At 72.8% G+C, this 18,541-nt stretch carries 18 protein-coding genes; 10 read left to right on the forward strand and 8 right to left on the reverse strand.

What is annotated here, in order from left to right; all coding sequences use genetic code 11:
- On the reverse strand, nt 1–546 hold a 546-nt coding region (locus AB0B63_RS16085; protein ID WP_357019003.1), incomplete at its 3' end, for a tetratricopeptide repeat protein.
- Nucleotides 547–829: 283 nt separating this feature from the next.
- Here AB0B63_RS16085 and AB0B63_RS16090 point away from each other — a divergent pair.
- Genes AB0B63_RS16090 through AB0B63_RS16100 form a run of 3 tightly spaced genes read left to right on the forward strand, consistent with a single transcriptional unit; the run spans nt 830 to nt 4,775 of the window.
- Nucleotides 830–1,159, forward strand: coding sequence for a hypothetical protein (locus AB0B63_RS16090; protein WP_357019006.1), 330 nt, complete (start codon nt 830–832; stop codon nt 1,157–1,159).
- A gap of 30 nt (nt 1,160–1,189) precedes the next feature.
- The gene (locus AB0B63_RS16095) at nt 1,190–3,448 is read left to right on the forward strand and encodes a CHAT domain-containing protein (RefSeq protein ID WP_357019009.1); all 2,259 of its coding nucleotides are present in this window, start codon (nt 1,190–1,192) and stop codon (nt 3,446–3,448) included.
- A complete protein-coding gene (locus tag AB0B63_RS16100) occupies nt 3,438–4,775 on the forward strand; it encodes a tetratricopeptide repeat protein (RefSeq protein ID WP_357019012.1) in 1,338 nt (445 codons plus the stop codon). The genes AB0B63_RS16095 and AB0B63_RS16100 overlap by 11 nt, the downstream gene beginning before the upstream one ends.
- Nucleotides 4,776–4,793: 18 nt before the next feature.
- On the opposite strand, the gene AB0B63_RS16105 is transcribed toward AB0B63_RS16100, so the two are convergent.
- From AB0B63_RS16105 to AB0B63_RS16120, 4 genes are all read right to left on the reverse strand, one after another.
- Nucleotides 4,794–5,513, reverse strand: a complete 720-nt coding sequence (locus tag AB0B63_RS16105; RefSeq protein WP_357019015.1) for a CDP-alcohol phosphatidyltransferase family protein — start codon at nt 5,511–5,513, stop codon at nt 4,794–4,796.
- On the reverse strand, nt 5,488–6,555 hold the full coding sequence (locus AB0B63_RS16110) for an iron-containing alcohol dehydrogenase family protein (RefSeq protein WP_357019018.1): 1,068 nt from the start codon (nt 6,553–6,555) through the stop codon (nt 5,488–5,490). Before AB0B63_RS16110 ends, AB0B63_RS16105 begins: the two co-directional genes overlap by 26 nt.
- Nucleotides 6,543–7,274 carry a phosphocholine cytidylyltransferase family protein gene (locus tag AB0B63_RS16115; RefSeq protein ID WP_357019021.1) on the reverse strand — a complete coding sequence of 244 codons (732 nt, stop codon included), beginning with the start codon at nt 7,272–7,274 and terminating at the stop codon, nt 6,543–6,545. Before AB0B63_RS16115 ends, AB0B63_RS16110 begins: the two co-directional genes overlap by 13 nt.
- A 123-nt stretch (nt 7,275–7,397) precedes the next feature.
- A complete protein-coding gene (locus tag AB0B63_RS16120; RefSeq protein ID WP_357019024.1) occupies nt 7,398–8,207 on the reverse strand; it encodes a hypothetical protein in 810 nt (269 codons plus the stop codon).
- 256 nt (nt 8,208–8,463) lie between these two features.
- Between AB0B63_RS16120 and AB0B63_RS16125 the strand changes: the two genes are divergently transcribed.
- Both AB0B63_RS16125 and corA read left to right on the forward strand, forming a co-directional pair.
- A complete protein-coding gene (locus tag AB0B63_RS16125; RefSeq protein WP_208565063.1) occupies nt 8,464–9,558 on the forward strand; it encodes a PLP-dependent aminotransferase family protein in 1,095 nt (364 codons plus the stop codon).
- A gap of 411 nt (nt 9,559–9,969) precedes the next feature.
- Nucleotides 9,970–11,118 (forward strand): magnesium/cobalt transporter CorA, encoded by a 1,149-nt coding sequence (gene corA / locus AB0B63_RS16130; protein ID WP_357019027.1) that lies wholly within the window; start codon nt 9,970–9,972, stop codon nt 11,116–11,118.
- A 137-nt stretch (nt 11,119–11,255) separates the two neighbouring features.
- Here the strand turns inward: corA and AB0B63_RS16135 are convergent, their stop codons facing one another.
- Together AB0B63_RS16135 and AB0B63_RS16140 are read right to left on the reverse strand one after the other, a co-directional pair.
- On the reverse strand, nt 11,256–12,182 hold the full coding sequence (locus AB0B63_RS16135; protein ID WP_357019030.1) for a polysaccharide deacetylase family protein: 927 nt from the start codon (nt 12,180–12,182) through the stop codon (nt 11,256–11,258).
- Nucleotides 12,183–12,441: 259 nt separating this feature from the next.
- Nucleotides 12,442–13,293 carry a hypothetical protein gene (locus AB0B63_RS16140; protein WP_357019033.1) on the reverse strand — a complete coding sequence of 284 codons (852 nt, stop codon included), beginning with the start codon at nt 13,291–13,293 and terminating at the stop codon, nt 12,442–12,444.
- 84 nt (nt 13,294–13,377) lie between these two features.
- Between AB0B63_RS16140 and AB0B63_RS16145 the strand changes: the two genes are divergently transcribed.
- Both AB0B63_RS16145 and AB0B63_RS16150 read left to right on the forward strand, forming a co-directional pair.
- The gene (locus tag AB0B63_RS16145) at nt 13,378–13,908 is read left to right on the forward strand and encodes a peptidylprolyl isomerase (RefSeq protein ID WP_208565059.1); all 531 of its coding nucleotides are present in this window, start codon (nt 13,378–13,380) and stop codon (nt 13,906–13,908) included.
- 26 nt (nt 13,909–13,934) lie between these two features.
- Complete coding sequence (locus AB0B63_RS16150) at nt 13,935–14,882, forward strand: rhomboid family intramembrane serine protease (RefSeq protein ID WP_208565058.1); 948 nt, start codon at nt 13,935–13,937, stop codon at nt 14,880–14,882.
- Nucleotides 14,883–14,914: 32 nt separating this feature from the next.
- On the opposite strand, the gene AB0B63_RS16155 is transcribed toward AB0B63_RS16150, so the two are convergent.
- Complete coding sequence (locus AB0B63_RS16155) at nt 14,915–15,340, reverse strand: PH domain-containing protein (protein WP_357019037.1); 426 nt, start codon at nt 15,338–15,340, stop codon at nt 14,915–14,917.
- 169 nt (nt 15,341–15,509) lie between these two features.
- Here AB0B63_RS16155 and AB0B63_RS16160 point away from each other — a divergent pair, with 169 nt between their 5' ends.
- The 3 genes from AB0B63_RS16160 to AB0B63_RS16170 all read left to right on the forward strand — a co-directional run bounded on the left by AB0B63_RS16160 (nt 15,510) and on the right by AB0B63_RS16170 (nt 18,474).
- On the forward strand, nt 15,510–16,682 hold the full coding sequence (locus AB0B63_RS16160) for an acetyl-CoA C-acyltransferase (protein ID WP_208565055.1): 1,173 nt from the start codon (nt 15,510–15,512) through the stop codon (nt 16,680–16,682).
- A 108-nt stretch (nt 16,683–16,790) separates the two neighbouring features.
- Nucleotides 16,791–17,795 (forward strand): phosphotransferase, encoded by a 1,005-nt coding sequence (locus AB0B63_RS16165; protein ID WP_357019041.1) that lies wholly within the window; start codon nt 16,791–16,793, stop codon nt 17,793–17,795.
- 166 nt (nt 17,796–17,961) lie between these two features.
- The gene (locus tag AB0B63_RS16170; protein ID WP_208565053.1) at nt 17,962–18,474 is read left to right on the forward strand and encodes a hypothetical protein; all 513 of its coding nucleotides are present in this window, start codon (nt 17,962–17,964) and stop codon (nt 18,472–18,474) included.
- Nucleotides 18,475–18,541: the final 67 nt, after the last annotated feature.

Below are 18,541 nucleotides of genomic sequence, written 5' to 3' on the forward strand. Positions count from 1 at the left end.
GACTTCCCGCCGGATGGGGAGGGCTTGGTGGTAGTGGTCCAGGGCCCGCTGCCGATCCCCCAGGCTGGCGTACACGAGGCCGATGTTGTTGAGGGTGACGGCTTCGCCGGCCCGGTCGCCGACTTCCCGCCGGATGGGGAGGGCTTGGTGGTAGTGGTCCAGGGCCCGCTGCCGATCCCCCAGGCTGGCGTACACGAGGCCGATGTTGTTGAGGGCGGCGGCTTCGTTGCCCCGGTGGCCAGCCTGCCGGTACATGGTCAGGGCCTGCTGGTAGTCCTCCAGCGCTGGCCGGGGCCGACCGGTCGACGACCGCGCCCAACCACGGTCGTAGAAGGAGCCAGCGTCCGGGCCCAGGGTCAGGGTCGCGGTGGCCATGGCCTCGACGGCGGCGAACCGCGAGGTGCTCAGCCACGTCCGGCACACCCGGTTGCCGACGTCCCGGGCGATCTCCGGCTGTCGGCCGGCGACCGCGAGCCGATGCACCTCCACGCGTCGGGCGGTGGTGGTCGCCGCAGCAGGGTCGACAGGGCGTTCTCGATCCTCCATCGCCGGTCCACCTCGCTCTTCCTGCTACTCCCGTTGCCGAGGGTAGGACGGTGACACCACCGGCATGAGGGCAGTGGCGTCGGTCGCCGTTGTTCTTTCCCCGATGACCGGGGACGCGGTCGGTGAGTCGGGAAGCTGTCACCTGAGCCGGGTTCTCCGAGCGGCCCCGGGACGCGAACGAAACGTACAGTAGCCGCCAAGGTCCGTACCGTTGATCGTCCGGCTGGGCGGGCGGGGCGGTCCTGGGCCGGTGTGACCAGGCGTGTCGGGGAGGGTGCGGGCGATGGCGAACGCCACAGTGGAGGTTTCCGGGGCGCAGGCCGCGAGCTGGGCGGCAGAGCTGCGGGCTGCGCTGGTCGGTGCCGTGGGCCCCGACGGCAGCGTGTCGTCGGTGCAGGTGCAGCGTTCGGCCGAGATGGTGATCGCGGTGATCGGGCTGGTGTTCTCCGGGGTCGGTGCGGCCAAAACGATCACCGAGTGGTGGGGTGCCCGCCGCCGGGACGGCGCTGCGGTCACCGTGCTGCTGCCCGACGGCACCCGGATCGAGCTGGCCGAGGGCAGCCAGGCCCGGCTGGAGATCGCCATGCGGCAGGACGGCACCGGGCCGCGCTGACCTGGCCACCACCACGACGGGGACGGGCAGATGAGCACCTTCGACCTGGAGGTCTTCGCGCAGACCTCGAACCACTACGAACTCCGGCTGTCCGCCGACGGCCAGCCACCCCGGGTCCGCAGCCTGGACCGGGCTGCGGTCGACGAGCTGATCACCCTGGTCCGCCGCGACTACAGCACCGACGCCACCGCCCACAAGGTGTACGGCGCGACCCGGCTGGCCGAGCTGGGGACCCGGTTGGCGGACTTCCTGGACGGCGACGAGCGGTGGCTGACCCCGATGCTGGCCCATCCCGCCGGGGCGGTGCTGCGGATCACCGCCGAACAGCGGCTGCGGCACCTGCCATGGGAGTTGCTGGCCCGGGAGGGGGCGTTCCTGACGGTGGCCGGGCGGGCACCGCTGTTGCCGGTCCGGGCGGTCGGCACCCACGTGGCGTTGACGGGCCCGGTCGTGCCGGGTAACCGGCCGTTGCGGGTGCTGTTCATGGCGGCCTCACCCGAGGGTGTCGAGCCGGTGCTCAACTTCGAGGCCGAGGAGGCCGCGATCCTGGCCGCGACCCGACGCACCGGCACCGACCTGGTGGTGGAGGAGAGCGGCACCCTGGAGGGGTTGCGGTTCCTCAGCCGTGACTACGGGCCCGGTCACTTTGACGTGCTGCACCTGAGTGGGCACGCCACCACCGCCGGCGGGCAGCCGGTCTTCCTCCTGGAGGACGAGTTCGGCGCGTCCACCAGGGCGACGGCCGACCAACTCGCCGAGGCGATGCAGGGCCACTGGCCGAGGCTGGTGTTCGTCTCCGGTTGCCTGACCGCTGACGCCCCGGAAGGCGGGGTGTTCCCGTCGATGAGCGAGAGCCTGGTCGCCGCCGGTGCCCCTGCGGTACTGGGCTGGGCGCTGCCGGTCGGGGACGTCTCCGCCACCGACTTCGCCGCCGCGCTCTACCAGGCCCTGGCCGACGGCGGGTCGTTGGACCGGGCCATCGTCGAGGCACGCCGTCACCTGTTCCACGACAAGAAGAGCAGCTACTGGCATTTGCTACGGGTCTACGCCGACCGGTCCCCGCTGGCACCCATGGTTACCCCGCTGCACACCAAGGGCCGCAAGCGGTTGCAGGTGCGCGCCGCCGACCAGCAGTTCCTGGACCCGCAGACCCAACTGTCCCGGGTCGCGTCCCGCGCCGAGTTCGTCGGCCGACGGCGGGTCATCCAGCGCTGCCTACGCGTCCTGCGGCAACCCGCCGACACCCCCGGCGCGGCGCAGGGCCTGCTGCTGGCCGGCATGGGCGGGCTCGGCAAGAGCAGCCTCGCCTCCCGGCTCCTGGAACGCATGCCCACCCACCAGCGCGCCGTCTGGTACGGCCGGGTCGACGCCATCAAGTTCCGCGAGCTGATCGACAAGATCCGCTTCGACGATGTCGACCATAGGACCGAGGCCGCCAAACTCCTCGACAACGAGCAGCTCCCGCTTCCGGTTCGGCTGCGGTACCTGCTCGACGTCGACGGGCCGCTCGGCGACACACCCTGCCTGTTCGTGTTCGACGACTTCGAGACCGGCAACCTCGACACCCGCGACGACGGCAGCCGGGTGCTCGCCCCGGCGATGGCCGAGATCCTGCCCGCCCTGCTGGCCGCCATCCGCGACACCGGCAGCCAGAGCCGCGTCGTCATCACCAGCCGCTACCGCTTTCCCACCCCGGCCGGCACCACCCTCACCGTCGAGGCCCTAGAGACCCTGACCTCCGTCGAGCAGACCAAGAAGATCGCCAACCTGACCAACCTGCGCCCCGAATCCACCATCAACCCCACCATCCGCACCCGGGCGATCGAGGCCGCCGCCGGCAACCCCCGCCTGCTCGACTGGCTCAACCGGATCGTCGGCGACGCCACGCTCGACGTCGACGGCCTGCTCGCCGCCATCGAGGGCGAAGCCGACCGGTTCCGCCGGGAGACGGTCCTCGCCGACAACCTGCTCGACTCCCAACCCCTCGAACTGCGCCGGATGCTCGCGAGGATCAACGTCGTCGAACTACCGATCCCCGCCGCCACCGTCCACGCCCTGCACCAGCACCCCGACGCCGCCCGGCACCTCCAGCGGGCTGTCGAACTCGGCCTACTCGAAGAAGGCATCGACCCGGAGAAGCACGAGCCCCGCTACTTCGTCTCCAACGTCCTGCACCCCCTCGTCCGCCCTCTACTCACCGACGACGACTACACCGAGGCGTGCGCCGCCGCCGCCCGCTCCCTCTACCAACTCTGGGTCCCCGACTCCACCGCCGCCGATGGCCACTGACCCGCGAATCCTCGCCCGCTGGGTCGAGGTGCACCGGCTCGCGGTCGCCGGCCGACAGCCGGAGATCGCGCGGGATGTCGGTGACCGGGTGGGTCGGGTGTGGTTGAGTACCTCGCGGTTCGCCGCCGTCGAGGCGATGGCCACCGCGACCCTGACCCTCGGCCCGCACGCTGGTTCCTTCTACCAGCGTGGCTGGGCGCGGTCGTCGACCGGTCGGCCCCACCTGGCGTTGGAGGACTACCAGCAGGCCCTGAGCACGTACCAGCAGGCCGGTGACCGGGCCGGCGGAGCCGTCACCCTCACCAACATCGGTGGCGTGTACGACAGCCTGGGGGATCGGCAGCGGGCCCTCGATTACCTACACCAGGCTCTGCCCATCCTGCGGGAAGTCGGTGACCGGGGCGGCGAAGCCACCATCCTCAACAACATCGGCAACGTGTACGGCAGCCTGGGGGATTGGCAGCGGGCCCTCGGCTACTTCCACGAGGCCCTGCCCATCACGCGGGAGGTCGGTGACCGGGGCGGCGAAGCCGCCATCCTCAACAACATCGGTAGCCTGCACAACCGGTTGGGGGATCAGCAGCAGGCCCTCGGCTACTTCCGCCAGACCCTCCTCATCACGCGGGAGGTCGGTGACCGGGCCCTCGAAGCCACCACCCTCAACAACATCGGCCGGGTGTACGACAGCCTGGGGGATCGGCAGCGGGCCCTCGATCACCTACACCAGGCCCTGCCCATCCGGCGGGAGATCGGTGACCGGGCCGGCGAAGCCACCACCCTCAACAACATCGGCGGCGTGTACGACAGCCTGGGGGACTGGCCGCGGGCCCTCGACTTCTACCGCCAGACCCTCCTCATCGCGCGGGAGGTTGGTCAGCGGGCCGGCGAAGCCGCCACCCTCACCAACATGGGCAGTGTGCACAACCGGTTGGGGGATCGGCAGCGGGCCCTCGATCACCTACACCAGGCCCTCTCCATCATGCGGGAGGTCGGTGACCGGTTCGGCGAAGCAGCCGCCCTCAACAACATCGGCCGGGTGTACGACAACCTGGGGGACCGGCAGCGGGCCCTCGACCACTTCCACCACGCCCTGCCCATCCGGCGGGAGATCGGCGACCGGGCCGGCGAAGCCGTCACCCGGTTCAACATCGCCAGGATCCACCAGGTGAACGGTGACCTCGACCAGGCGATCCGGGAACTCGAACAGGTCGTCGACCTCGACCGGCAGGTCGACCACCCCGACCTCGAAGACGACACCGCCTTCCTCCAACAACTCCGCCGAGAACGCGCGCAGGAGCGCGGTGCCGAACCCCCTGCGGGACCGTGACGGCGGCGCCGCCGGCCGCTACAGCGAGGCGCGGGCGGAGAAGGCGATGCTGGCCAGCAGGAACCCGCCGTTGACCACCGTGAACGCCACGATCACCCAGAACACCAGTGCCGGCACGAGCATCAGCACCAGCCCCGCCACGAAGATCACCGCGCCGTAGTCGCGGACCAGCTTGACCAGGCGTACCGGCAGGGAGGTGGAGGTGACCATGCTGGCGGCGTTGGGGCCGGCCTGCATCACCGAGGTCACCAGGTTGACCATCCAGGTGCCGGCGAAGGTGGCGACCAGCCAGGTCGGCGTGGATGGGCGCTGCGCCACGGCGGTGGCCGACAACGCGGCGACCAGGGCGATCTGGGCGGCCACGTCGCAGAGCACGTCGACCCGGGCACCCGCCGCACTGCCCTGACCGGTCACCCGGGCGAGCTGCCCGTCGGCGCAGTCCAGGGCGTACGCCACCTGCCAGCCGACCAGCGCGACCAGCCCGGCCAGCCAGGCCGGGACGTCACCGGCGGCGACCCGGTCGGCGAGCGCCACCACGGTCACCGAGGCGGCCAGGCCGAGCACCAGGTTGGTGATGGTCAGCGCGGTCGGGCGCAGCCCGAGGCGCTGGGCGACCAGGGCGAAGACGGCACCCAGCCACTGGCTGACCGACTCGCTGAACAGGCCGCCGCCCCGGTTGACCCGGTGGAAGTCGGCAACGGTGGGGCGGGGTTCAGCCACTGTGGTCGCGGAGTGCACCGGCGTAGTCTGCCAGCCGCTCCCGCGTCTCGGTAACCGACATGGCCAGGTGCTCCAGGATGGTGTACCGGTCGGGGCGGGTGGCCGGGGCGAACTGCACCGCCTCGACGAACTGGTCGTCGCTCAGCCCCACGTCGGCGGGGAGCCGGGGCAGCCGGTGCCGGCCCAGGCAGGCCGCCATCTCGGCGAAACGCCGCTCGTCACCACGCAGGAACGTGCAGAACAGCGCGCCGAGGCCGGCCAGTTCGCCGTGCGACGAGGTGCCGGGGAAGAGGGCGTCGACGGCGTGCATGATCTCGTGGCAGCCGCCGCTGGCCGGTCGGCTGCTGCCGCAGACCGCCATCGCCAGGCCGCTGGAGATCAGCGCCTCGGCCAGCACCGTGACGAACGCGTCGTCGGTCATGTCGCCGGTGTGCGCGAGCACCGCCTCCGCGCCCATCCGGGCCAGCGACGCGGCCAGCCCGTCGACGGGTTCGCCGCGTACCTGGCGGGCCAGTTCCCAGTCGGCCAGGGCGCTGATGTTGCTGATCACGTCGCCGATGCCGGCCCGGTTGTGCCGGTCGGGGCCGGCGGCCACGAAGTCCAGGTCGACGATCACCGCGATCGGGATGTGCACCCCGTAGGAGCCCTTGATGCCGCCGGTGATCAGGCTGGCCACCGGGGAAGCGATGCCGTCGTTGGCGAGGCTCGTCGCCATGGTCACCATCGGCAGGCCGCGCCGGGTGGCCGCGTACTTCGCCACGTCGATGGTCTTACCGCCGCCGATGCCGACCACCGCGTCGTACGAGCGCTCGCGGAGCTTGCCGCCCAGCTCGTCGGCGGCGTCGAGGGTGCCGCCGGCCACCGTGAACACGTCCGCCGAACGCAGCGACGGCCGCAGCAGGTCGGCGATCTGCCCGCCCTGACCGGGGCCGACCACCACCGCCACGTCGCCCCCGGCGGAGATCCGCCCGTCGGCGAGGATCGTGGCCAGGTCGGCGACCGCGCCGCGCCGCACGTCGATGTGCAGCGGGGTCAGGATGGTACGGGCTAGTAGCGGCACGCGATCTCCCGCGCCCGGGTCAGGTCGTCGTGGTTGTCGACCTCGACCCAGGAGACGTCCCCGATCGGCGCGGCCCGCACCTCACCACCCCGGTCGGCGAACTCCTGGTAGCCGTCCTCGTAGTAGAGGTTCGGGTCCCGCCGCCAGGTCGCCTCCAGCGCGTCGGAGAGCGCCCCGGCCACCTGCGGCTCGATCAGCGTCGCGCCGATGTACTCCCCGTACGCCTCGCCCGGGTCCATCAGCTTGGTGATCCGGGTGAGCTGGCCGGCGGCGTCGAAGGTGGTCTTCATCTCCTCCTCGGCCAGCGCCTTCAGGGTGTCGACGGCGAGCAGGATGCCCGGCCCGCGCTCGGCGAGCAGGGTCTTCTCCACGCTCACCGGGTGCACGGTGTCCCCGTTGACCAGCAGCACACCCCGGGCGAAGTGCTCCCGGGCCAGCCACAGCGAGTAGGCGTTGTTCCACTCCTCGGCCTTGTCGTTGTGCACCAGGTCGAGGGTGACGCCGTACTTCTCCTCCAGCGCCGACTGCCGCTGCACGACCGCGTCGGCGGCGTAGCCGACCACGATCACGATCTCGGTGAGCCCCACCTCGGCCAGGTTGCGCAGCGCGATGTCCAGGATGGTGGTCTCACCGTCCACCGGCACCAACGCCTTGGGCAGGGTGTCGGTGTACGGGCGCAGTCGGCGTCCAGCACCGGCCGCGAGCACCATCCCGATCATGCGGGCCTCCCTCGTACGACTCCAGGTCACCGTGGAGGATAGCCCCGGGTGACCGGGCAGCCGCCGCCAACCGTGAGTTCAGCCGGGCCGGGCAGGGGTTCCAGGGCTGGCCGGGTGGGGGTTTCAGCCGGGCAGGGCGGCCAGGTCGGCGAGCACACCCAGCCGCTCGTCGGCGGTCAGCGTCGCGTACGGGCCGGCCGCCCGACGGTCCGTCTCCAGCTCGATGGCCCGCCGCTCCGGCCCGTCGGGCAGCTCCCCGACGCTGGCGGCGGTGTGCCCGGCGGCGGTCCACGCGGCGGCGTGCGCGTCCGCCCGGTGGTACCGCAGCGTGCCGAGGCGGTTGAGCAGCAACACCCCCGACGGGATGCCGTCCGGCTCGTACGGCGGGGCCATCGCGGCGAACGCCGGCCCGGGTTCGGCATCCGGCTCCCCGGCGAGCAGCACCGCGTACGCCAGCACCCGACCGCACGCCTCGACGAGCCGGTGCACCCGGTCGTCGTGCCCGGCCCACAGCTCCTCGGTCACCTCGGCGTGCACCTGGTACAGCTCGGTGAGGAAGTCGACGCCCCGCTCGGTGGCGGTGAAACCGCCGTCCGGCCGGCGGGCGATCATGCCGTGCGCGACCTGCTTGTCCAGCGCCCGCTGGCAGGTGGCCGGGTCCCGGTAGCGGTTGACCGCCGCGAAGCCGGCCCGGTCGACGGCACCCCCGGGTGCGGCGAGCCGGGTGCGGAACTCCACCAGGAAGCCGGTGGCGGCCGGGCCGCCGTACCGCTGGCTCAGTTCGGCGCCACCACCGTCGCGGCCGGCGAGCATCCCGGCCACGAACGCCCGCTCGACCGCCGGGGCGACCAGCCCGGTGAACCGGTGCGGTGCCAGCTCGACGCCATCGTCCACGGTCAACGCGCCGGCGCAGCGGGAGGGCTCGGTGGGCACACTTCGACAGTAGCGAGCGCCGGCCGACCGCGCCGATGTCCGGTCCCGTCCCGACCTGCACCGGAGTCGACCGGTTCGGCCCGGCCCCGGCCCGGACTCCCGGTGCATCCCGCTCCGGACTCCCGGTGCGCCGGCCACCGTCGGGAGGCCGCCGGGCTGGACCGCCGCCACCGCCGGGGCGGGCGGGACTGCCCGCATGTTGAACTTGGCGTGTATGCCGGCCGGAGCGGGCCGGGCAGGCCCTAGGCTCGTGCGCATGACCGCCGAGCAGCTGATCTCGTTTGCCCGTGGCGCGCCCTCGCTGGACATCGTGGATGTCGAGGGGCTCAAGGCCGCCGCCGTCCGTGCCTTCGACGCCGACCCCGCCGGGGTCACCGCCTACGGCACCTCCGTGGGTTACCCACCCTTGCGGAAGTGGATCGCCGAGAAGCACGGCGTCGAGGCGGATCAGGTGCTGGTCACCAACGGCTCGCTGCAGGCCGACGCGTTCCTCTTCGACCACCTGGTCCGGCGCGGGGACGCCGTGGTGGTGGAGCGGCCGACGTACGACCGGACGCTGCTCAACCTCCAGCGGATGGGCGGCGAGATCCACGGCGTGGGCATCGAGCCGGACGGCCTGGACACCGCCGAGCTGCGCAAGCTGCTGGAGTCCGGGGTACGCCCCCGGCTGGCCCACGTGATCCCGAACTACCAGAACCCGGCCGGCGTGACGCTGTCGCTGGACAAGCGCCGGGAGCTGCTCGACCTGGCCGCCGAGTACGGCTTCACGATCTTCGAGGACGACCCGTACGCCGACATCCGGTTCCGGGGCGAGCCGCTGCCGTCGATGCTGTCGATGGACACCCGGGGTGTGGTGGTGCACGCGTCGAGCTTCACCAAGACCGTCTGCCCCGGGGTGCGGGTCGGTTACCTGGTCGGGCCGGCGAGCCTGATCGCCGACATCGCCAAGTCGGCGACCAGCCTCTATATCTCGCCGGGCATGGTGGCGCAGTCGATCGTGCACCAGTTCTGCGTCTCGGGTGACATCCAGCGGTCCATCGCCACGGTGTCGTCGGCGCTGGGTGAGCGGGCCGGGGTGCTGGCCGAGTCGCTGCGCCGGCACCTGCCCGAGGTGACCTTCGTCGAGCCGGACGGCGGCTACTTCCTCTGGGTGGAGTTCCCCGACGACGTGGACGTGGACCGGTTGGCGCCGGCCGCCGCCGAGCGGGGCGTCGCCGTGGTCAAGGGCAGCGACTTCATGGTCGACGGTGGGCGGCACGCGTTGCGGTTGGCGTTCTCCGCGGTGACCGCGGACCGGATCGACGAGGGTGTGCGTCGGCTGGCGGACGCGGTGGCTGCCGTACGCGGCTGAAAATCTGTCGGGTTTCTGACAGAAGCGCGACCTGGGCCGGTCGAGGGCTCCCCTCGGCCGGCCCGACGCCCCACAATGCTGCGAGCGTCACTCACGTTTGGCTGGTGACCCGCTCAGGGCCCCTGCCACCGGCCGGCCGGGTGACGCCGCAGCTTTGCCCCCGCCCCCAACGGTGCCGGGTGGGTCGGGTCGCCCCTCACCCCCCTGGACGCGGCCCGACCCGCCCGGCACCACCCCCCACCTGCTCCCCGGCATCCGCCCCGCTCCCGGCCCGGCCTGGGTGACCAGGATCACGGCCACCCACCTGCCGCCGTCCGTCCCGCCGCAGGGGCCGCCGATCGTCCGAGGGCCGCCGGCCCGGCGGCGGCGTAGCCTGCAAGCCGCAGCACGCACACCGGGAGGGGGTACGCCATGACGGACCGGGCGGAACGGGAGCGGTCGACGACACTGCACGGCGGTCGGGTGCTGAACCCCCGCGCCTGGGTGTCCCCGGTCCGGGCGATGTCGCGCATCCTCAACGCCGACGGCTCCCCCCGCACCCCCGCGCCCACCGGCCCCGGCCGCAGCGGCGTGGTCGACTGCGGCCTCTACGTCGACGGCGAACGCCGCCCCGGCCAGTGGCGGTACGCCGAAGCGCTGGCCGCCGCCCGCGACGAGCGCGGCGGGTTCGTCTGGCTCGGCCTGCACGAACCGGAACTGGCCGAGATGACCGCCATCGCCGAGACGTACGGGCTGCACGAGCTGGCCGTCGAGGACGCCGTGAAGGCCCAGCAGCGGCCCAAGCTGGAGCGCTTCGGCGACGTCAGCTTCCTGGTGCTGCGGACCGCCCGCTACTGCGAGCACACCGAGCTGACCGAGACCTCCGAGGTGGTCGAGACCGGCCAGGTGATGCTCTTCATCGGCCCCAACTTCCTGATCAGCGTCCGGCACGGGGACGCCTGCCGGCTGTCGCCCGTCCGGGCCGACCTGGAGGCCAAGCGGGACCTGCTGCGGCACGGCCCGTGGGCGGTGGCGTACGCGATCACCGACCGGGTGGTGGACCTCTACCTGGAGGTGGCCGACCAGCTGGAAGACGACCTCGACGTGCTGGAGGCCGACGTCTTCGACCGGCAGAGCAGCGGGCGGATCCAGCGGATCTACCAGATGAAGCGGGAACTGGTCGAGTTCAAGCGGGCGGTGATCCCGCTGCAACGGCCGCTGCTGACGCTGACCGCCCAGGTCAACCGCGAGGTGCCGCAGGAGGTGCGCCGCTACTTCCGCGACGTGCAGGACCACCTCAGCCGCACCGTCGAACAGGTCAACTCCTACGACGACCTGCTCAACTCGATCCTCCAGGCCCGGCTGGCGCAGGTCACCGTCGACCAGAACAACGACATGCGCAAGATCGCCGCCTGGGCCGCCATCGCGGCGGTCTGGACCGCGTTCGCCGGCGTCTACGGCATGAACTTCGAGAACATGCCCGAGCTGAAATGGACGTACGGCTACCCGGGTGTGCTCGCGCTGATGCTCGCCATCTCGCTGGCGCTCTACCGGTGGTTCCGCCGCAACGGCTGGCTCTGACCGCCGCCCGGTCGTGGGCCGCGGTGGCGGCCGGTCAGTGGCCGGTGTGCCGCCCGGTCGGTGGGCCGGTGTGCCGCCCGCCCGGTGTGCCGCCCGCCCGGTGTGCCGCCCGCCCGGTGGGCCGGGGCGGCGGTGGGTCAGTGCGCCGGGGTGGCCGCCGGGGTCGCCGCCGCCATCAGCTCGGAGACGGTGACGAACTCGAAGCCCCGCCGCCGCAACCCGGTGATCATCGCGGCCAGCCCCCGGATCGCCACCAGCCGGTCCGCCGGCCCGGTGTCATGGGCGAGCAGGATCGTGCCCGGGTCACAGGACTCGACGATGTAGTCGACCAGGCCGTCCGGATTCTGGGTGAACCGGGATTCGAGCATCTGCCGGTTCCACAGGACCACCTGGTAGCCGAGGTCGTTGGCGGCCAGCAGGGTGCTGCCGGCCAGGTGCCCGTAGGGCGGGCGGAGCAGGGTGGGCTCCCGCCCCCAGAGCCGGGTCAGCTCGTTGTGCGCCCGACCGATCGCGGTGCACGCCTGCTCGTAGGTCATTTTCGCCAGGTCCTGGTGGGCCCAGGTGTGGTTGCCGATCTCGTGGCCGTCCAGCCGGTGCGCCACCAGCCGACCGTACTCACGGACGCGGCGGCCGACCATGAAGAACGTGGCCGGGGTGTCGGTCTGGGCGAGGATCGACAGCACCCGGGGGGTCCAGTTCGGGGCCGGACCGTCGTCGAAGGTGAGCGCGATCAACCGCCTGGTGGTGTCCACGCTCCACACCACGTCGACCCGGGACGACCGGGGCGGGGTACGCCGGTCGGCGTGCACGCTGGCCGCGTACCCGCCGTAGACGGGCAGCTTGCTGTCGGCGGTGGCCTCGGCGTAGCCGAACTCACCGGTCAGCGCCACACCCGCACCGGCCAGCGCGGCGGCGGTGCCGGAGAGCACCCGCCGCCGGGACAGCGCCCGGTCACGCCCGGCCGGGGACTCCTCCGGACGCTCGGCGGACTGGTCCCAGGGCCCCGTCGAGGGGGCGCCGTTCGGCTCCGGAGCCGGGCGCTCCGGGTCGGTGGTCGACGACATACGAGCACTGTAGGAGCCGCAAGCCCGCCGGGTGGGCCCGTAACGGTCGGGGAGAACCCTGAAAAATCCTTACGTTCTCGTGGGGGCCGCCGCCCTGGGCAGGCCGGATGACGATGCCGGGCCGTACCGTGCCGAGGGCTCCGGGTGCCAGCGGCGCGTCCCGTGTCGGGCGACCCGGGACCCGACGGGGCCCGGAAGTCGGCTGCGGCGCGGGACGACCGGTCAGGTCGTCGCCGCGCCGCCGACGTGCTGCGGGGGATCAGCGCCGGGTACTGGACTGCGCTGCGTTCCGACCGGCGTCGAGCGCCTTGCCGAGGTCGTCGGCCGGCCGGCCGGAGACGTCGGTGGCACCCTCGGCGACCGAGGGGACCTTGTCGTTCGGGTGGATCACCGGCTTGCCGGCCGGGGCGCCGGCCACCGTGGAGCTGCCGACACCGGTGGACGGGGGCACCGGACCGGTGGTGGCGGGGTCGTCAGCCGACGGGGTCTCCACGACCAGGATGTCGACCTCGTCGCGGGGGGCGTCGATGCCGGCGGTGACCGAGCCGGCGGAGACACCGGCGGCGGGCGGCGTGACGGGGGCGGTGCCGATGCTGCGGGTCGGGTCGTACTCGGCCCACTCCTGCTGCTCGCGACGGCGACGCACGGCCATCGCGCCGGCCACCCCGGCCACCGTCCCGGCGACCAGCAGGCCGGCGAGCATGCCGCGCGACGTGCGCTTCCTCTTGCGGGCCTTCGGGCTCTTCGCCTTGATCTTCTTGCTCACCGCGGCCTGCTTCGCGGCGGCGGCCTTCCTGCCGGCCACCGCTTTACCGGCGGCCTCGGCCTGGGCGTTGCGCACGGCCAGGGCCACCGGGGCGAGGGCCGCGACCGTCGTGGCGAGGCCACTGGAAGCCCGGTCCCGCACCACGACAGCGGTCGGCGCGACCGCCCCCCGGGCCGCCTGGACCCGCGGGCCGACCGTGGCGCCGGCACCCTTCGCCGCGTGCGTGGCAGCCTGCCTCAGGTGACCGATGCCCTGGTGCAGCTCCACCTTTGCCAGCTGCCCCTGGGTCTTGCGTCGCCCGATTCCCAACACGGTCCCACCTCCTGGGAGTTGTTCCTTCGTCATCCTCCACCAACGGATGCCTCCGCACTGCCAGATGGGGCACATGGGAGGATCCGCATGGAACTGACCAACGAGTGAGGAGTACCCGTGGCCGAGGCTGTCTACGCCACCTTGCACACCAACGCTGGCCCGATCCGGCTGGAGCTCTTCGGTAATCACGCTCCGAAGACGGTTCGTAACTTCGTGGAACTGGCCGAGGGCAAAAAGGAATACACCGATCCCCGCACCGGTCAGCCGGGCAACGGGCCGTACTACGACGGCACCATCTCGCACCGGGTGATCAGCGGTTTCATGGTCCAGATGGGCGACCCGACCGGCACCGGCCGGGGCGGCCCGGGCTACACGTTCGCCGACGAGTTCCACCCGGAGCTGCGCTTCGACCGGCCCTACCTGCTGGCGATGGCGAACGCCGGGCCGGGCACCAACGGGTCGCAGTTCTTCATCACCGTCGGGGCGACCCCGCACCTGAACAACCGGCACACCATCTTCGGCCAGGTGGCCGACGAGCAGTCGGCGAAGGTGGTCGACTCGATCGCGAACACCCCGACCGGTCCGAGCGACCGGCCGTTGCAGGACGTGGTGATCGAGCGGGTCGAGATCGAGCGCACCGAGGCCTGACCGCACCGCGAGGTACCTTTGCACGCATGACTGAACGCTCCGGGCCGGCCGGCGACGCCACCGGTGGGCCGGTGCCGACCACCCCGGTCTGCTACCGCCACGCCGACCGGGAGACGTACCTCAGGTGCTCCCGCTGTGACCGGCCGATCTGTCCGGACTGCATGCGGGACGCCCCGGTCGGCCACCAGTGCCCGGAGTGCGTGAACGAGGGACGCCGCAGCGTACGGCCGGCGCGTACCGCCTTCGGTGGCGGTGCCGCCGGCCGTCGCGGCGTGGTCACCCGCGTCCTGATCGCCCTGAACGTGCTGGTGATGATCGTCTCGGTGCTCAGCGACCGGGGCGGTGACTCGATGATCGGCGGGTCCGGCTTCGGCGGCCTGCTCGGCGGCGGCACCCCGCTGACCCAGTGGGGCTCGGTGCTCAGCTACGCCTCGTACGTGCCGTTCGGGGAAGCGCACGGCGTCGCCTCCGGTGAGTGGTACCGCCTCGTCACCGCGATGTTCCTGCACTACGGCGTGGTGCACCTGCTGCTCAACATGTGGGCGCTCTGGGTGCTGGGGCGGGAGTTGGAGGCGCTGCTCGGGCCACTGCGCTTCCTCACCCTCTATCTGGTCGCCGGGCTCGGCGGCAACGTCGCGGCCTACCTGTTCAGCAGCCCCAACACCGCGTCGGCCGGTGCCTCGACGGCGATCTTCGGGCTGTTCGCGGCGATCTTCGTGCTGATGCGCCGGCTGGGTCGGGACACCTCGGCGATCCTGCCGATCCTGGTGATCAACCTGATCTTCACGTTCACCGTGCCGGGCATCTCCATCCCGGGCCACGTCGGCGGGCTGATCGTCGGGGCACTGATGGCGCTCGTGCTGGCGTACGCCCCCCGGATGCGGCGCTCGGTCTTCCAGGCGGCCGGTACGGCGGTGATCCTGGTGGCGCTGCTCGGCCTGGTGATCGTCCGCACCGTGCTGCTGCTCGGCTGAGCGGTGCCGGTGCCGGTGCCGCCGCGCGCCGGTCAGGGGCGGGCGGCCCGGACCGCCTCCGCCACCTCGGTCGGCCACGCACCCAGGTCGGCCCGGCCGAGCAGGTGCAGGGTCTCGCCCGCGTCGATCTCCAGCGTCTCCCCGGTCAACCCGAACCGGGTCCGCCGGTCCACGGTGACCGCCTCCACCACGCCCCACGGCAGGTGCCGCCGCCCGGCGTACCCCCGCACGACGGTGATCCCCTCGGCGTCGACCGCGAGGCGGACCGGGGCGAGCAGGTCGCGTACCGCCCAGGCGGCCAGGCCCACGGCGGCGGCGACGGCCAGTGCCAGCGGGACCGGGTCCCCGGCGGCGAGCAACAGCCCGAGGGCGACCAGCCCGACCGCACCGACCAGCTTCACCGCCGGGAGCGCCGGGGGGACCCGCCACTGGCGGGCCGGAGACGATGGTGGATGCACCGTCCCAGCATGCCAGCCCCACCCGCCCCCCCTGCGTCGCCCGCTCGCCCTGCGTCGCCCGCTCGCCCCGCGCCGCCCGCCCCGCTGCGTCGGGTCGGGTGCGCCGGGCAGGGCGGACCGGCGGTCGGGGACGTAGGATCGAGGCAGCCGAAGTTACCGGGGAGTAGTCATGAGCGACGCAGTCATCGTCGGTGCGGTCCGTACCCCGGTCGGGCGGCGCAAGGGTGGCCTGGCCGAGGTGCACCCGGTCGACCTGTCGGCGCACGTGCTGCGCGCCCTCGCCGACCGCACCGGCATCGATCCCGGCCAGGTCGACGACGTGATCTGGGGCTGCGTGTCCCAGGTCGGCGAGCAGTCCTGGAACGTCGCCCGCAACGGCGTGCTCGCCGCCGGCTGGCCCGAGTCGGTGCCCGGCACCACCCTCGACCGGCAGTGCGGCTCCAGCCAGCAGGCCCTGCACTTCGCCGCCGCGACGGTGCTCTCCGGGCAGGCCGACCTGGTGGTGGCCGGCGGTGTCGAGTCGATGACCCGGGTGCCGATGGGGTCCAGCGTCGGCGACGGCATGCCGTTCAGCGACCAGCTCCGGGCCCGCTACCGGGGGGTCGAGGGCTTCGCCGACGACCAGCCGCTCCCGTTCAACCAGGGGGTCGGAGCCGAGCTGATCGCCGCCCGGTGGCGCTTCTCCCGCAGCCAGCTCGACGAGTTCGCGCTGGCCAGCCACGAGAAGGCCGCCGCCGCGCAGGACGCCGGGGTGTTCGACCCGGAGCTCGCCCCGGTGCCGCTGGCCGACGGCGGCACCTTCACCGCCGACGAGGGCATCCGCCGGGACACCTCCCTCGCGGTGCTCGGCGGGCTGAAGACCCCGTTCCGCGCCGACGGCGTGGTGACCGCCGGGTCCGCGTCGCAGATCTCCGACGGCGCGGCGGCGCTCGCCGTCACCACCAGCGACTGGGCCAGCCGGCACGGCCTGCGTCCGCTGGCCCGGGTACACACCGCCGTGGTCGCCGCCGACGACCCGGTCACCATGCTCACCGCCCCCATCCCGGCCACCGCGAAGGCGCTGCGCCGCGCCGGCCTGGGCATCGAGGAGATCGGCGTGTACGAGGTGAACGAGGCGTTCGCCCCGGTGCCGCTGGCCTGGCTGGCCGAGACCGAGGCCGACCCGGAACGGCTCAACCCGCGCGGCGGGGCGATCGCGCTGGGTCACCCGCTCGGGGCGTCCGGCGCCCGGATCATGACGACGTTGCTCCAGCACATGCGGGACAACGACATCCGCTACGGCCTACAGACCATGTGCGAGGGCGGCGGCATGGCCAACGCCACCATCCTCGAACTGCTCTGACACCGCCCGCCCGCGATCCCGGGTCGCTCCGGCCACCGCCCGACCAGCGGGCCAGCCCGGCGGAAAATGGCAGGTGCCGGGGTGGGGTGGTGGCCTACTCTGCGCGGCGTGACGACCATTCCCGTAGCCGCCGGTTGGGCCGATCCGCAGTGGCGGTCCGCCGCCCTCGACTGGGTCACCGGGCACCTGGACCGGCACGGTCGCCGGGTCACCGGCCCGGTGCAGGCCCGGCTGCGCCCCTGGTCGTCGGTCTGGCAGGTGCCCACCGACGCCGGGTCGTACTGGTTCAAGGCGAACAATCCCGGCACGGCGTACGAGGCGGTGCTCCTGGCCGAGCTGGCCCGGCGTACCCCCGGTCGGGTGCTCGACCCGGTCGCGGTGGACCCGTCCCGGGGTTGGTCCCTGCTACCCGACGGCGGCCCCACCCTGCGTGAACTGGCCGAACCCGGGCCCGCCCGCTGGGTCGACGTGTTGGTGGCCTACGCCGAACTCCAGCGGGAGCTGGCCCCGGCGGCGGGCGAACTCGTCGCGCTCGGCGTACCCGACCAGCGTCCGGCGGCCATGCCGGGCCTCCTGGCCGACCTCCTCGACGACCGGGCCGCCCTGCTCCTCGGCCCCGGTGGCGAAGGTGGGGGCGGTGGCCTGGACGCGGCAACCCACGACCGGTTGCGGGCGCACCTGCCGCGCTTCGCCGAGGACTGCCGGCGACTCGCCGACAGCGGCATCCCGGCCAGTGTCCAGCACGACGACCTGCACGACGGGAACGTGTTCGCCGCCGCCGACGGCTACCGCTTCTTCGACTGGGGGGACGCCTCCGTCGCGCACCCGTTCGGCACCCTGCTGGTGACGTTGCGCTCGGCGGCACACACGTTCTCGCTGCCGGAGGGGGACCCGGTGCTGGTCCGGCTGCGGGACGCCTATCTGGAGCCGTGGACCGACCGGCACGACCGGGCGACCCTGCGGGAGGTCGCCGGCCTGGCCATGCGGGTGACCACGGTGAGTCGGGCGTTGTCCTGGCGGCGGGCCCTCGACACCACCGACCCGAGCCGCACCGAGTACGCCGACGCGGTGCCCGGGTGGCTCGGCGAGCTCTTCGCCCCGATGCCCGTCTGACCGGGTGTCGCATGCCCGTCTGACCGGGTGTCGGGTGCCCGTCTGACCGGGTGTCGGGCGGGCGGGAGGTCCGGAAGACACACCGGTGGTGCGACACGGGGGAGTGGAACTTCCAAAAGGTCGACAGTGACCCACATCACCCCTGGTCACGGCTCGTTGGCCAGGTATGGACGTCTTTTCGCGCACCTTCCTCCCGGCCGCCGCCGAGACCGGGCTGGCGGTCCAGACGGTGAGTCGGCACATGCCGGTCTTCCGGCAGTGCGTCGGCTCCGGCGACGCCACCATCCTGGTCGCCCGGTGCGCCCGCCCCGACCGGCCGGTCGACGGCGACTACCTCCTCCTGCTCACCCACCGCCGGCTGGTGGTCACCCAGCAGACCCGGGTGCTGCACCGGCTGCGCCTGCACCTGAACACCGAGCTGCGTGAGCTGAGCAACGTCACCTGGAGTCCCGATCCCCGGGCGCAGGCCGTCGAGTTGGCGGCCACCGCGATCGACGGGGTGCGGGAGCGGTTCGTCATCCGTACCCAGCACCCGAAGCAGGTGTGGCAGCTCGACACGCTGCTGCACCACGCGTTCCGCACCCGGCTGCGCAAGCCCGAGGAACGGGTCGTCGCCACCATCGGCGACGCGCCGGCCGTCGCACCGGCCCCGCTGCTGCGCCCGCTGCCGACCCGCTGACCGCATCCTTACCTGACCCGAACACCGGCCTACGTTTCGGTGGGTCCCGGGTCGGTCATCATGGGCC

The sequence above is a fragment of the Micromonospora sp. NPDC049081 genome (assembly GCF_040648835.1).
Lineage (GTDB): Bacteria > Actinomycetota > Actinomycetes > Mycobacteriales > Micromonosporaceae > Micromonospora > Micromonospora antibiotica.